The organism is Frankia sp. Allo2 (assembly GCF_000733325.1).
Lineage (GTDB): Bacteria > Actinomycetota > Actinomycetes > Frankiales > Frankiaceae > Frankia > Frankia casuarinae.
In genome coordinates, this window is sequence record NZ_JPHT01000039.1 from 24,754 (window position 1) to 39,649 (window position 14,896).

Sequence of the window (14,896 nt, forward strand, 5' to 3'; positions counted from 1 at the left end):
GCGCCGCACCCGAGTCGACCCCGCCCACCGCTACTGAGACGGCGGCGTCGATGCCCACGGCGACTGCATCGGCGCCGCACCCCGTTCCGACCGAGGCGCCCATCGAGCGGCTGCGCGCGGTGCCGCGCCTTCTGCCGGCCGTAGACCCGCTCGACGATCCTTTCGGCGTCCAGCCCAGCGCGCTCGTGATCGAGGTCGGTGACGCCGGTGGTGTGGCGCTGGTCCGCCACCTCAGGGAGCGCGGCATCTCGGTCGAGCGGATCGCGATCGGGTCCCTTGCGGGTTCCGACACCGCCGGCCTCCTCGGCTGGGATGGCGCCGCGGTCGAGGCGGCGCTCGCGGCTGTCGCCGGATCGGTCCGCCTGGACCTCTGCCTGCTCGCCCTCGGCGCTCCGGCATCACCGGGCGCCGGATCCGGGGCTGAGCCGGACCGCGCCGGGGAGGACGATCGAGCCGGGATCGGCGCCACCGGGCTGGCCGACTTCGACGTCGCCGCGCGTGGGCTCGCCGACGCCATCCTGGCCACGAAGGGGCTCGTCGTACCACTGCGGGCGGCGGCCTCGGCGGGCCGGCGCGCGGCCTTCCTAACGGTGACGCGGGTCGACGGGCTGCTCGGCCATCGGGGCGGGTCCTCGATAGCCGGGGCGGTCACCGCGGGGATCACCGGGCTGGTGAAGACCGTCGCGCTCGAGGCACCTGAGCTGGTCTGCCGGTCGGTCGACGTCCATCCGGCGCTCGACGACGACACCTTCGCGGCGGCCGTCCTGGCGGAGGCCGTCGATTCCGCCCGGGACGTCGTCGAGGTCGGTCTGGATCCCGAGGGACGCCGCTGGTCCGTCGAGTATGTCCAGGGCGGGGTGACCGGGGTGACCGGGGTGACCGGGGTGGCTGAGGCGGCCGGGGTGGCTGAGGCGGCCGGGGTGACCGGGACGACCTCCCCGGCGACGCTCCGGCCCCCGGTGGGCCCGGATGACGTCCTGGTGGTGACCGGCGGAGCCCGCGGAGTGACCGCGCGCTGCGTCGAGGAGCTGGCGCGCCGCGCCTCCTGCGAGTTCGTCCTGCTCGGACGCACGAATCTGGTTGAGGAGCCGGGCTGGGCGGCCGGAGTCGAGGATGACGGCCTCAAGGCGGCGTATCTCGCCGGGGCCCGTGCCGAGGGACGCAAGGTGCGGCTGCCCGACGTCGATGCCGCGGCTGCCGCCGTGATCGCCGTCCGGCAGGTGCGGGCCACCCTCGGTGACCTTGCCGCGACCGGCGCGCGGATCCACTACCAGGCCGTGGACGCCTCGGATCCGGTGGCGACGGCCGCGGCGCTCGCGCCCTGGCGTGACCGGGTCACCGGCGTCGTGCACGGCGCCGGCGCTCTCGCCGACGCGATGCTCACGGACAAGACCGTCCCGGCCATCCGGTCGGTGCTCACCCCGAAGCTCGCCGGCCTGCGCTCCGTGCTCACGGCGCTGGAGGGGGCACCGCTGCGTCATCTCGTGCTGTTCGGTTCGGTCGCCGGTGTCTTCGGTAACCCGGGGCAGGCCGACTACGCCACGGCCAACGAGGCGCTGACCAGGGTCGCGGCCTGGGCCCGGACCGGGCTCACCGGCCGGGTGGTCGCCCTGAACTGGGGCGCCTGGGACGGCGGGATGGTCACGGCCGACCTGCGGGAGCTCTTCCGCTCCCGGGGCGTGACGCTGCTGCCGCCGGACGAGGGCGCGCGCCGCTTCGTCGCGGAACTCGTCGACGGCCACGGCGCGGATGGCGCGGTCCTCATCGGTGGATCCGCTCCGCTCGCGCGGGCCGCGGGTGGCACGGCGCCCGCCGCGTTCGTGGCGCACCGTTCGATAGCGGCTATGGACACCGAGACGGTCATCGACCAGCACCAGATCGGGCCGGCCCNGGTGCTGCCCGCCACCGCCGGTCTCGGCTGGTTGGTCAACGGGGTCGAACGAGCCTTGCCCGGGCGTCAGGTCGTCGAGGTCCGGAACTTCATCGTGCACAAGGGGATCGTGTTCGACGGGGCGCACCTGCGGGACTACTGGCTCGACGCGCGGCCCGTCGACGGGACCGGCGGTGGGCCCGGTGACGGGCGTGACGGCGGGCCGGTGACGGTGTCCGCGACCGTTCGCGGGGACAGCGGCGGCGCGTTGCCGACCTCGCACTACGCGGGCACCCTCGTGCTCGCCGAGGTCACCGAGGTCGGCAAGGCCGCCGGGGCCGCCCCGACCGCCCCGGGCTGGCCCGCCGATGGTTACCGGCTCGGCGAGCAGGGCGAGGACGCGGCCTGGGTCTACACCGACGGGCTGCTCATCCACGGGCCGTTGATGCGGGGCATCCGGCGCCTGCTCGTGCGGGAGCCGGGCCGTCTGGTGGCTGAGTGCCGCCTGCCGGAACTGCCCTTCGCCGGCGGCGCGTTCGCGGGCGCGCTGCACCGCCCGGTCCTGTGCGACATCCTCGCCGCGGCCGGGAGCGTGCTCGCCCGGTGGACCCTGAACGAGGTGGGCGCCCTGCCGATCGAGATCGGGCACGCGGAGTTCTTCGCTCCGCTGCCGGCCAACGAGACGTTCATCGTGGTCGTCGACGACGTCCGACCCGGCCCGATGACGGTCACGGTGACCGTGACCGCCCACACCCCGGATGGACGGGTGCTGCAGCGCCTGTCCGACTTCACCTTCGTCGGCACCCCGGACATGGCGGATCTGATCCGTCAGGGGGCGCAGCGGTGGCAGTCGGGTGACCGGGCATGAGGTCCGGTCGGTGGCCGAAAGACCAGGCACTGCACGGGCGATGGGAGGGATCACGATGACCATCACGGTCGAGGCGACGCAGGACGGGCTGGGTTTCGACGGCGAGCCCACCGACGCCGCCGTCTGGGCGGCGATGCAGGCCGGCCCGGAGTTCGAGGCGCGGCCCGGCGGCACCCACCGCCCTGACGACGTCGAGGGGGGCGACGTCGAGGGGGGCGATGTCGAGGGGGGCGANGTCGAGGGGGGCGAGGAGGACAACGCCGACGGGGGCAGGGAGATCACGGCAGCCACCCGCGGCGCGGACGTCCTGAGCGGCGTGGGCCACACGGCTGCTGTGGGTACGGCAGCCGCCCCGGCTGTCGACGACGCCACGGCCACCCTGCGTCGGCTGCGGGCCTCGGTGGTCGCGGCCCACGCCTCGGCGATGCGCACGCAGGCCGCCCTGGCCGACCGGGCGCTGGCCGCGATGGCCGCCATCGCACCGCCCGGCGGCCGGATTCCGGCCGCCGTGGGTGATCGTGGTCGGGGTGGGCCGGGATGGGGCACCCCGGCGGTGGACCGGCCGGCCTGCCACGATACGGGGCTCCCCGGGCACGCGGGTGCCTCGGCGCCCGGCACTCCGCCGCGGCCCGCTCCCGCGATCGCCCCCGTCGAGATCACGGCGCCTGCCGAGCTGACGGTGGATGTCACCGTCGTGGCCCGGGACGCCGCGGCGATCGACGGTTGGGTGTCGCTGCCCGCCGTGGTCCGCCAGGCCCTGGACGAGGTGTTGCGCGGGTCGGCGCACCTGGCACCCCGGGGAGGGGGGCACTGGGTGCTGACCCGGGCGGCTCTGGTGACCAGCGGACCGCTGCCCCGGGTCGGGGACGAGCTGCGTGTTCAGGCCACCACCCGCATCGGGGCCCCCGGCGGGTTCGACCCGGCCACGGCGGAGGTCACACTTGCGCTGCGGGTCACCCGCGGCCCCGACGTGCTCCTGGAGGTCCTCGGCGGGGTGTTCCGGTGGCTCGCGCGGGACGGCGCGAGCCATGGCGGTCTCGCCGGGGCTGCCGGGTTCGCCGGCATCGAAGCGCCGGGGAACCCGCCCGGTTTCGCCGCCCTGGAGCCGGTGGGTGCTGCCTCCGGCTCCCGGGGCGCGCGCGGCTGGACGGAGGACGCGTTCAAACTGCCCGGCCGTACCACCCGCACCACCCTCGACGCCGGTGACCTGGACCGGCTGACGCGCGGTGACGTTGCCGGCGTCTTCGGCGCCCGCTACGACCAGCGGGGGGTGAACCCGTCGGTGCGGCTCGCCCCCGGCGGTCCGCTGGCCGCCGTGCCGGAGCTCGCGCCGCGGGGCGGCGCGGCCGGCCGGGGCCAGTTGCGGGCCTCGGTGAGCCGGCTGACCGGCCGCGTGGAGCACGACGGGCAGCCCGATCCGACCCACCTGGCCATCGCGGCGCTCACCGCCTCCTGGCAGGCGGTGAGTGTGTTCGCGATGGCCGCCGGTCTGCACCTGGTGATCGCGGATGCGCACCTCGACGTCGCGCTGCCCGACGAGCGGCTGGAACTCCCCGACGGGCTCGGCCGGCTGTCGATCGAGATCCACGCGCCCGGCCACGGTGCCGGGCCGGCCGTCGAGGCCGGTCTGGAGCTCGTGCTGACCGTCACCGACATCGACCTGGTGCCGCGGCCCTGGCTGCGCGGTGACATTGAGCTGCGGGACGCCCACGGGCCGGTCGCCACGATCCGCGGGATCGCCCTGGCCGTGCGGGAACGTCCGGGCACCCCCGTGGGTCCGGCGCACGGCGGCGTCCTGCCGGCCTTCCTCGGCCGCGTGGGCGCGACCGGAGAGTCGGCGCTGCTCGGTGAGCTGCAGATGTTCCACGCGGCGCGCGGCGACCTCGCCATCGCGCTCGGTCCCGAGTTCGCCTCCGCCGCGGGCCGGACGGTCTGCCGGCTGCCCGGCGGCGGCCTGCGGCTGGTGGACCGGGTCATGCGGGTGGACGGCGCGCGCGGTCAGCTCAGCGGCGGCGCGTCGATGATCACCGAGTACGACTCGCCGGCGGACTCCTGGTACTACACCGACAGCCCCAGCCCGACGATGCCGAACATCGTGCACATGGAGACATCGCTACAGTCGGCGCTCCTGCTGGGCTACTACCTGGGTGCGACCCTGACCGACCCGGCCAACGACTACGTCCTGCGCAACCTCGACGGCACGGCGACCGTCCGGCGCGAGGTGGACCTGGCGGGACGCACCATCCGGCAGCGTTCGACCCTGCTGTCCACGACCGTGCTCAGCGGCGCGATCCTGCAGAACTTCCAGTACGAGCTGTTCCTCGTGCCGGTCGACGGATCCGGATCGCACGGGTCCGGCCGTGACGGCGATGACCGTGACGGCGAGCCGTTCTACGTCGGTGAGTCGTTGTTCGGCTTCTTTACCCAGCGGACGCTGGCGAACCAGAACGGTCTCGATCAGGGCGCGTTCGTGCCGACCTGGCTGGAACGCACCAACCCGGCGCAGGCGGACCGGCGGACCATCGACGTGGCCGCCCGGCGGGCCGCGAACGCGCCGCTGTGCGCCCAGGGCGCCATGGCCCTGCTCGACCAGATCACGGTGGTGGACGGCGGCGGCGACTTCGGCCGCGGTTACCTGCACGCCGTCCGCCCCACGAGCCCGGACGACTGGTTCTTCGCGCGGCACTTCTGGCTCGACCCGGTGATGCCCGGCTCGCTGGGTGTCGAGGCCGTCATCCAGGCGCTGCAGGAGTGGATGGTCCAGGAGGGCCTGACCGACGACCTCGTCGAGCCGGTCTTCGTCGTGCCGGCCGGGCTGCCGATGAGCTGGCGCTACCGCGGCCAGATCCGCCCGGATGACGGGGAGATGACGCTGGAGGTCCACATCAAGGACGTCCGCCGCGACGGTGCCCGGGCACGGGTCGTCGCGGACGCCAGCGTCTGGAAACCCGGTATGCGTATCTACGGACTGACCGACATCGCCGCCGAAGCGCGCGGTAGAGGAGCGCAATCATGGTGACGACGACAACGACGGTCCGTGGCGCGCCGGCGACGCCGCGCCCTGGATCGGGCGGGCCGCGGCTCGCGCGATCCGCCCAGGAGATCCACGACCTGCTCGCCCGGCTGGACGCGCCCTGCGTCGTGGTGAGCGAACAGGGCGGCGCGATCGCGGCCACCGACGACCCGGCGAGCCTGCGCGCGGCGGGGGCGACGGTGCTGGCTGTGGCGCCGCCGGCCCGCCCCGAGCGGCTGGGAGCCGCGTCCTTCCTGACCGACTACGGGGTGCGTCAGCCCTACATGACCGGCGCGATGGCGAACGGCATCGCTTCGCCGGAGCTGGTCGTGGCGATGGCACGGGCGGGCTTCCTCGCCACGTACGGGGCGGCCGGCGTGCTGCCCGACCGGATCGACGACGCGCTTGGGCGGATCCGCCGTGAGCTCGGCCCGGCGCCCTTCGCCTGCAATCTGATCCACAGCCCGAACGAGCTGGAGCTGGAACGGGCCATCCTGGCCGCCTGCCTGCGCCACGGGGTGACCTGCGTGGAGGCGTCCGCGTTCCTGGAGCTGACCCCGCAGATCGTCGCCTACCGGGCCGCGGGGCTGCGGCCGGGCGGCGCTGGCGGCGTACACGTCGGGCACCGGGTGGTGGCCAAGGTCTCCCGCGGGGAGGTGGCCGAGCTCTTCCTGCGCCCCGCCCCGGACGCGCTGCTGCGCCCGCTGGTGGCGGATGGCACCCTGACCGCCGAGCAGGCCGCGCTCGCCCGCACGGTGCCGATGGCCGACGACATCACCGTCGAGGCGGACTCCGGCGGCCACACCGACCGCCGGCCGCTCCCGGTCCTGCTCCCCGAGATCATCGCGGTGCGCGACCGGATCGCCGCCGAGCTCGGCTACCGCCGCCCGCCGAGAGTGGGAGCCGCGGGTGGCATCGGTACGCCATCGGCGGTGTTCGCCGCGTTCGCGCTCGGCGCAGCCTACGTCGTCACCGGTTCGGTGAACCAGGCGTGCGTCGAGTCCGGTCAGTCGGCGGCGGCGCGGGCGCTGCTGGCGAAGGCGGGCCCGAACGACATCGACATGGCGCCGGCCTCCGACATGTTCGAGATCGGCGCCGAGGTGCAGGTCCTGCGCCGCGGCACGATGTTCGCCGGGCGGGGCCGCCGGCTGTACGACCTCTACCGCGCCCACGACTCCCTCGACGACCTTTCGGCGGAGGATCGGAACTGGCTGGAGCGTTCGGTCCTGCGCCGGTCCGTGGACGAGGTATGGGCCGACACCGTCGACTACTTCAGCCGGCGCGACCCGGAGCAGATCGAACGCGCGCAGGCCAACCCGAAGAGACGGATGGCGCTGGTGTTCCGCTGGTATCTCGGGCTGTCCTCGGGCTGGGCGATCTCCGCCGCGCCCGACCGGATCACCGACTACCAGATCTGGTGCGGCCCGTCCCTGGGCGCCTTCAACACCTGGGCGGCCGGCAGCTACCTGGCGGACGTCGACCGGCGCAGCGCGGTGGACGTCGCGGGTGAGCTGATGCTCGGCGCCGCCTACACCGGGCGGGCCGCGGCGCTGCGGTTCGCCGGGGTGCGGCTGCCGGCGCGGGCGGCCGCCTACCGACCGCCGGCCACGCGCGAGAGCTCGCCGGCGCACCGGTACGTCCTGACGGCGGGTGCCCGGTGACCGCGCCCACGACCGGAGCCACCGCGGGCACGACCGCGCCGGCGCCCGTGCCCGTGCCAGCCGTCGAGGCGGAGTCGACCGCGGACCGCCTCGCCTGGCATCTGTGCGGGGGATGCCGGACCCTTCTCTATGGCAAGCGGTTCCTCGCAGCCAACCGGGTCTGCCCGGAGTGCGGCTGGCACGCGCCGCTGACGGCCCCGAGTCGGCTCGCCCAGCTGCTGGACCCGGGATGGTCCGAGCTGGCGACGCCCGTGCCCGCGGATCCCGATCCGCTGCGCTTCACCGATTCGGCCCCCTATCCGGACCGGGTGCGCCAGGCCCGCGAGCGGACCGGACTGGCCGAGGCGGTCGTCTGCGCGCGGGGACGCATCGACGGCGCCGAGGTGATCGTCGCGGCGATGGACTTCCGTTTCCTGGGCGGCAGCCTGGGATCGGCCGTCGGCGAGGCCATCACCCGGGCGGGCGAGTTGGCGTTGGCCGAGCGCACACCGCTGGTGATTGTGACCGCCTCCGGCGGTGCCCGCATGCAGGAAGGCCTGCTGTCGCTGATGCAGATGGCCAAGACGAGCCAGATGCTCGGCCGGCTCGACGAGGCGGGCGTGCTCACCGTGGCACTGATCAGCGACCCGACGTTCGGGGGAGTGGCAGCCTCATTCGCTACTCTGTGTGATGTCATCGTCGCCGAGCCGGGTGCCCGCCTCGGGTTCGCCGGTCCCCGGGTGATCGAGCAGACGATCCGCCAGAAGCTGCCGCCCGGCTTCCAGACGGCGGAGTTCCTGCTGAACCACGGAATCGTGGACATGATTGTTCCCCGTGGCGACCTGCGGGCCGCGCTGTCCCGGCTCCTGCGCGTCGCCACCGGCGTTCATGAGGTGGCCGAGGGCGCCACGGCCGAGGGCGCCACAGCCGGGGGCGGCCTGTCCGACGGGCATGACGGAGCCGAGCGGGTGATCACCGAGGTGCTCCACCTGCCCGTCCGTCATCCCTGGGACGCCGTGCGGCAGGCCAGGGCGCTCGGGCGCCCGACCACCCTCGACCTGATCTCGCTTCTGCTGGACGACTTCAACGAGCTGCACGGCGACCGGGCCTCCGCCGACTGCCCGGCGATGGTCGCCGGTCTCGGCCGGTTGGGCGGAGTCGGGCTGGCCGTGATCGGTACCCAGAAGGGGCACACGGTCGCGGAGCTCAGCGAGCGGAACTTCGGCATGCCCAGTCCCGCCGGGTACCGCAAGGCGGCGCGGGTCATGCGGCTGGCGGCCAAGCTCGGCCTGCCGGTGGTCACCTTCATCGACACCGCCGGCGCCCATCCCGGCGTCGAGGCGGAGGAACGGGGACAGTCGGTCGCGATTGCCGAGAACCTGCGCCTGATGGGGGCGCTGCCCGTTCCGGTTGTCGCCGTCGTCACCGGCGAGGGCGGCAGCGGCGGGGCGCTGGCGCTCGCGGNCGCCGACCGGGTGCTGATGTGCGCGAACGCGGTGTACTCGGTGATCAGCCCGGAGGGATGCGCGTCGATCCTCTGGAAGGACGCGACCGCCGCGCCGAAGGCTGCCGAGGCGCTGCGCGTGGACGCGCGTCAGCTGCTGGAGCTCGGGATTGTCGACGGGGTCGTACCCGAGCCTGACGGCGGTGCCGCGGCCGATCCCGTCCACGCCGCGGCGCTCGTCGGTGCCGCACTGCGCGCGACGCTGGCGACGCTGGGACTGGCCGGCCCGGAGGAGCTCGTGTACCGGCGGTGGCTGCGCTTCCGTCGCTTCGGCGCGGNGGCGGGNGAGCCGGCCGGCGCGTCACCCCCNGGNCGCCCNGGCAACTCCGAACACCCGGGACACTCCGAACACAGGGAGCAGAGTTCATGAGCACGACTGTGGCAGCGCGCCGCTCCGGCGCCGTCTCCTCCAACGGAAACCGGGCGGTCGACGATCCGGGCACGGCGCCGGGATGGTCGACCGCCGCGTCCGGCCCGCTGTCCGCCATCGACGCGGCGGACGTCGACACCGTCCTGGCCGCGGTGCAGCACCATGCCCTTGCCCTGTACGCGAACGCGGTGCGGCCGCCGTCGCACCTGCGGGTGACCGCCGGCGACATCGTCGTGGAGCTGGCCTGGACCGACCTGGCCGAGCTCGGTGACGACCGGCGCGAGCCCGTCCAGGCGACGGCGCCGCCGCGTCGTCATCCGGTTCCCGCGCCTCGCTCCGTTCCTGGTGGCGCTGTTTCCGGTGGCGCTGTTTCCGGTGGCGCTGTTTCCGGTGGCGCTGTTTCCGGTGGTGCCGTTTCCGGTGGTGCCGTTCCCGGCGAGGCCGCGCCGGTCGAGGAGCGGCCGGCGGACTCGTCGACCGCCGGTGGTGACGCTGGCCTGAGCTACGTCACCGCGCCGAGCGTCGGGGTCTTCTACTACGCTCCCGAACCCGGTGCGCGGCCGTTCGTCCGGGTCGGGGACACCGTGAAGGCCGGGCAGCAGGTCGCGATCCTCGAGGTGATGAAGCTGATGATCCCCATCGAGGCGGACACAGCCGGCCGGATCGTCGAGGTGTGCCAGCCCGACGCGACATCGGTCGAGTACGGCGAACGGCTGATCGCCATTGATCCGGACGCCCGCGGCTGATGGTCACCACCGTCCTGATCGCCAACCGGGGCGAGATCGCTCTGCGGGTCCTGCGTACCTGCCGGGAGCTCGGCCTGCGCACCGTCGCCGTCTACTCGGCCGACGACCGCGGCAGCATGGTGACCCGGCTCGCCGACCGGGCCGTCCAGATCGGTCCGGGCCCCGCCGGCCGCAGCTACCTCAACATCCCGACGATCATCGAGGCCGCCCGGCTCGCCGGCGCGGACGCCATCCATCCCGGATACGGATTCCTTTCCGAGAACGCGGACTTCGCGGAGGTCTGCGAGTCCGAGGGCATCACCTTCGTCGGACCGCCCGCCTCGGTCATGGAGAAGCTCGGGGACAAGGCCGTCGCCCGCTCGCTGATGGTTGCCGCGGGCCTTCCGCTGCTGCCCGGAAGCCACACCGCGATCGACCACGCGGACGAGGCAGAGGTGTTCGCCGACAGGATCGGCTATCCCGTGATCATCAAGGCCGCCGCCGGCGGCGGCGGTCGGGGGATGCGCATCGTCGAGCAGCCCGAGGAGTTCCTGCGCGCCTACACCGAGACCCGGGCTGGCGCGCAGGCCGTCTTCGGCGACGGGCGGGTGTACGTCGAGCGGTACCTGCCCTCGGCCCGGCACGTGGAGATCCAGGTGCTCTGCGACCAGTACGGCAACGGCGTGTACCTGGGGGCCCGGGACTGCTCGGTGCAGCGGCGCCACCAGAAGCTCATCGAAGAGACGCCGGCGCCCTGCCTGCCCGCGGACCTCATCGAGGAGATGGGGCGGGCCGCGCTGCGCGGGGTCGCCACGGCGGGCTACGTCGGCGCGGGCACCGTCGAGTTCCTGGTCGACCCGGCCGGTGCGTACTACTTCATGGAGGTCAACTGCCGGCTGCAGGTGGAGCATCCGGTGACGGAGATGGTGACCGGCATCGACCTCGTCGCCGAGCAGTTCCGGATCGCCGCGGGGGAGAAACTCGACCTCACCCAGGACGCGGTCGTCCCGCGCGGCGTCGCGATCGAGTGCCGCGTCAACGCCGAGGACCCGGTCCGGGGATTCGCCCCCGCGCCCGGAACGCTCACGGAGTGCCATTTCCCCGGCGGGCCCTTCGTCCGGGTGGACAGCCACGCGCACCCCGGCTACCGGATACCGACCCGGTACGACTCCCTGCTGGCGAAGGTGGTCGCCTGGGCGCCGGATCGCGACGGCGCGGTCCGGCGGATGCGCTCGGCCCTGTCAGAGCTGCGCATCGAGGGACCGGGCGTGGCCACGACCGTGCCCTTCCTCCTGCGGGTGCTCGACGATTCCCGGTTCCGGACCGCGACTCACGACACCTCTCTCGTCGCCGCGCTCACCTCGACCGGCTGACCAGAGTTCTCTACGCAGAGTTGTGGAGGGTTGAGTACGGTCTGACGCCGCCAGACCGTACTCAACCCTCCATGTTTCCCCGGCCAGGCCGGGGTGGGCCATGCCGGGCCGGGTTATCCACAGATCGTGGTAGGTCCTGGCGCCGCCGCTGATCGGCGGGNGNGTCTGTGACGGCGACAGCAGGATCATGCTCGGTGGCGGCAAGGGTGCGTTCGGCGTGGCGCAGGACGGGCGCGTCGACCATCCGTCCCTCGAAGGAGAACACGCCGGCGGAGTGCGTCGCCGCGTCGAGTACCCGCCGCGCCCACGCCACCTCGTCGGCGGACGGCGCGAACGCCTGCCGCACGGCCGCGACCTGCCTCGGGTGGATACACGCCTTCGCCGCGAAGCCGCTCGCGACGGCGTCACGAGCCTCGGCCGCGAGGCCGTCGACATCGGCGATGTCCAGGTACACGGAGTCGACGGCGACCCGCCCGTGCGCTCCGGCCGCCAGCAGGACGCTCGCCCGGGCATGCAGGGCGACGCCNCGGTAGCGGCCGGCCTCGTCCCGGCTCGACCGGCCACCCAGCGCGGCGACGAGATCCTCCGCGCCCCACATGACGCCGATGGTGGTGGGAACGGCCGCAATCTCGGCCGCGGCGAGNACGCCGCGCGGTGTCTCGCACAGGGCGACGACCCGGCGCGGCCCGACGGCGGCGACCTGCTCGGCGGACTCCGTCTTGGCCAGCATGACNACGGGATAGGGCGTGTCGGCGAGGGCGCGCAGGTCCTCGTCGTAGTCGGCGGTCCCGGCGGGGTTGATCCGGATGATCGTCCGCAGTGGGTCGAGGATGCTCTCCCGCAACGCGCGCCGTGCCCGCGGCCGGTCCGCCGCCGCCACGCCGTCCTCCAGATCGAGGATGACCCCATCGGCCGCGGCGGCCGCCTTGGCGAATCGGTCGGGCCGGTCCGCGGGGCAGAACAGCAACGCCGGGCCGGGCAGCTGCCCGATCACCGGTCCGCCGCCCGGCGCAGCATCAGCGCGGACCGTACCGCCACGGCTACCACGTCACCGTGCTGGTTGCGCGCGGTGTGCTCGAAGGTGACCACCCCCTGCCCGGGTCGGCTGCGGGAGAGCCGCTTGTCGCGTACCACGGTCTCGGCGTAGAGCGTGTCGCCGGGGAACACCGGTGCGGGGAAGCGGATCTCGGTGAATCCGAGGTTGGCCACGGTCGTTCCCTGGGTCAGCCGGCTCACCGACAGGCCGACCAGCGTCGCGAGGGTGAACATGCTGTTGACCAGCCGAGTGCCGAAGGTCTGGGTCGTGCTCCATGCCTCGTCGAGGTGCAGCGCCTGGGTGTTCATCGTCAGCGTGCTGAACAGGGTGTTGTCGGCTTCGCTCACGGTCCGCCCGGGCCGGTGGACGTAGACGACGTCGGTCTCCAGCTCGTCGAACCACAGCCCCCGTTCCTCGACGCGCCGACATTCTCGCTCGGTCCGCTCGGTCCGCTCGGTCCGCGGGGGAGGGGATGCCCCTGCCTCCATCGGTGCCTCCCTCGATCGACTCCCGTCGCCGGCCGCCGGTGTTCAGCGGCCGAGATGGCAGGGGTAGGGTAACCCGTGTTGTGCTGGCCGTGGGTGAAGGTTCATCACCCCTTCCGGGGGCGTTCCGGTCGACCCGATAGCTTCCGGACGTCCGGAGTGCGGGTGGCGGGCCGTCGGCCCGATGAATCGCCGTCCCCGGAAAAGAACCGTGCGGTCCTCGTGGTGAAGGAGCCCGGCAATGCGGCACCGCAGGCTTTTGTTGGCACTGGCCGTGGGTACGCTGACCGCGTCCGTGTCGATCCCGATCTCGGCGAACGCGGCCACCCCGCTCGGCGCCGGGACCGGGACCGCTCCGTCTACGATCGCCGTGATCGGCGACATCCCCTACGGCGCCGCCAAGATCGCCGAGTTTCCCACCGACATCGGCAAGATCAACGCCGATCCCGACGTTTCGCTGGTCGCGCATCTCGGCGATATCAAGAACGGCAGCAGCGTCTGCTCGGACTCGTACTTCGCCACCATCAAGTCGGATTTCGACCAGTTCCAGGATCCTTTTGTCTACACCCCCGGCGACAACGAGTGGACCGACTGCCACCGCGCGAACAACGGTGGTTACAATCCTCTCGAACGTCTCGGAAAACTGCGTCAGGTGTTCTTCCCTGTCCCAGGCCGGACCCTCGGCGTGAACGCCCGGCAGGTCACCAGCGAATCCGCGGACCCGGCCTACGCGCCCTTCGTGGAGAACACCATGTGGACCCAGTCCGGTGTGGTTTTCTCGACACTTAACGTGCAGGGCAGCAACAACGACCTCGTCCCGTGGTTCGGGGTGACGCCGCTGTCCGCGGAGCAGCGGAAAGAGTATTCTACCAGGCTTGACGCGGACCTTGAGTGGATCAACGAGGCGTTCAACGTCGCACGCCGGACCGGGGCGCCGGGGGTCGCGCTGCTCATGCAGGCCGATATGTGGGACACCAGCGCGCTGGCCGCCGGTGGAGACGGGCTGAGTGGCTTCGATCCCATCGTCAAGCGGATCGGGACCCTCGCCGAGCATTTCGGTAAGCCGGTGCTCATCCTGCAGGGTGACTCGCACAACTTCCGGGTCGACCACCCGTTCACGAGCACGGACCCGCTCTACGGCATCCACCCGCTGGCCCCGAAGACCCTGCAGGCTCCCAACGTGACCCGCGTCGTCGTCGATGGCAGCGCTCAGGCGAACGACTACCTGAAGCTCACGATCAACCCGGCTGCCCCGGGCGTCTTCAGCTGGACTCGCGTCAACTACTGAGGGAACGAATCCTCCCACCGGCCGGGGCCGTTTCGCGGTCCCGGCCGGCCCCGGAGCCGATGAGACCGACCCGTCGGGGTGCGGTGGCTGTCGTCGGTTCCGGGCAGAAGGCGCTGATGGCCGGGGTGCCGGCGCTCGCGGCGGTCTCCGCGCTCTCGACGCTCGCGGTGGACCTCGCCGAGGAGGCGGGGATGACGCTCGCTGGGTTCGTGCGCGGTACGTCGATGANCCTCTACACCGGCGCGCACCGGGTGGTACTGGGCTGACCCCGGCTCAGTACCACCCGGCTCAGTACCACCCGGCTCAGCCGCACCTATGCCGCCTCGCCTCTCGGCGAGGCACCCCCGGTCTGACCGGCCGTGGCCGTGCCGGGTTCCCGCTTCCCAGCCACCNGCCCGCTNGCGCGGGTCTTNNGGTCGGCTCCACGGGCGTTTNCCGTCTCCGGTGTACTGGCGGCGACGAGGTGGTGCAGGTTGATCGCGGCGTTGTGGTCGCGGTCGAGTACCAGCCCGCAGGACTGGCAGGTGAACGTGCGCTCGGACAGCGTCAGGCTTGGGTTTCGCCAGCCGCAGCCGGAGCAGGTCTTCGAGCTGGGATACCAGCGGTCGGCGACGACGAGCGTCGATCCGTACCAGCGGGTCTTGTAGGCAAGCTGCCGGCGGACCTCGGCCATGCCGGCGTCGGCGACCGCGCGGGCGAGCCGCCGGTTACGGACCATCCCGGC

10 protein-coding genes and 1 pseudogene are annotated in these 14,896 nt (G+C 73.1%); 8 read left to right on the forward strand and 3 right to left on the reverse strand.

What is annotated here, in order from left to right:
* The 6 genes from ALLO2_RS19460 to ALLO2_RS19485 form a co-directional block, all read left to right on the forward strand.
* The coding region (locus ALLO2_RS19460; RefSeq protein ID WP_232235211.1) for a KR domain-containing protein at positions 1-2,738 on the forward strand (2,738 nt) is incomplete at its 5' end.
* Positions 2,739-2,793: 55 nt separating this feature from the next.
* The gene (locus ALLO2_RS19465) at positions 2,794-5,757 is read left to right on the forward strand and encodes a beta-hydroxydecanoyl-ACP dehydratase (protein ID WP_232235212.1); all 2,964 of its coding nucleotides are present in this window, start codon (positions 2,794-2,796) and stop codon (positions 5,755-5,757) included.
* Positions 5,751-7,412: a PfaD family polyunsaturated fatty acid/polyketide biosynthesis protein gene (locus ALLO2_RS19470; protein ID WP_011437316.1), complete on the forward strand. Its 1,662-nt coding sequence runs from the start codon at positions 5,751-5,753 to the stop codon at positions 7,410-7,412. Before ALLO2_RS19465 ends, ALLO2_RS19470 begins: the two co-directional genes overlap by 7 nt.
* On the forward strand, positions 7,409-9,265 hold the full coding sequence (locus ALLO2_RS19475) for an acetyl-CoA carboxylase carboxyl transferase subunit (protein WP_035734036.1): 1,857 nt from the start codon (positions 7,409-7,411) through the stop codon (positions 9,263-9,265). The genes ALLO2_RS19470 and ALLO2_RS19475 overlap by 4 nt, the downstream gene beginning before the upstream one ends.
* Positions 9,262-10,011, forward strand: a complete 750-nt coding sequence (locus ALLO2_RS26625; protein WP_011437314.1) for an acetyl-CoA carboxylase biotin carboxyl carrier protein subunit — start codon at positions 9,262-9,264, stop codon at positions 10,009-10,011. Before ALLO2_RS19475 ends, ALLO2_RS26625 begins: the two co-directional genes overlap by 4 nt.
* Positions 10,011-11,363 (forward strand): acetyl/propionyl/methylcrotonyl-CoA carboxylase subunit alpha, encoded by a 1,353-nt coding sequence (locus ALLO2_RS19485; protein ID WP_011437313.1) that lies wholly within the window; start codon positions 10,011-10,013, stop codon positions 11,361-11,363. The genes ALLO2_RS26625 and ALLO2_RS19485 overlap by 1 nt, the downstream gene beginning before the upstream one ends.
* A gap of 61 nt (positions 11,364-11,424) precedes the next feature.
* Here the strand turns inward: ALLO2_RS19485 and ALLO2_RS19490 are convergent, their stop codons facing one another.
* Together ALLO2_RS19490 and ALLO2_RS19495 are read right to left on the reverse strand one after the other, a co-directional pair.
* Complete coding sequence (locus ALLO2_RS19490; protein ID WP_035734039.1) at positions 11,425-12,357, reverse strand: CoA ester lyase; 933 nt, start codon at positions 12,355-12,357, stop codon at positions 11,425-11,427.
* Positions 12,354-12,887, reverse strand: a complete 534-nt coding sequence (locus ALLO2_RS19495; protein WP_011437311.1) for a MaoC family dehydratase — start codon at positions 12,885-12,887, stop codon at positions 12,354-12,356. The genes ALLO2_RS19490 and ALLO2_RS19495 overlap by 4 nt, the downstream gene beginning before the upstream one ends.
* 238 nt (positions 12,888-13,125) lie before the next feature.
* Here ALLO2_RS19495 and ALLO2_RS19500 point away from each other — a divergent pair, with 238 nt between their 5' ends.
* Together ALLO2_RS19500 and ALLO2_RS19505 are read left to right on the forward strand one after the other, a co-directional pair.
* Positions 13,126-14,172, forward strand: a complete 1,047-nt coding sequence (locus ALLO2_RS19500) for a metallophosphoesterase (RefSeq protein ID WP_011437310.1) — start codon at positions 13,126-13,128, stop codon at positions 14,170-14,172.
* A gap of 104 nt (positions 14,173-14,276) precedes the next feature.
* Positions 14,277-14,438, forward strand: a pseudogene (locus ALLO2_RS19505) (formate dehydrogenase accessory sulfurtransferase FdhD); the annotation flags it as partial.
* Positions 14,439-14,485: 47 nt separating this feature from the next.
* Here the strand turns inward: ALLO2_RS19505 and ALLO2_RS19510 are convergent.
* A partial coding sequence (locus ALLO2_RS19510) for a zinc ribbon domain-containing protein (RefSeq protein WP_035734066.1) occupies positions 14,486-14,896 on the reverse strand: 411 nt, incomplete at its 5' end.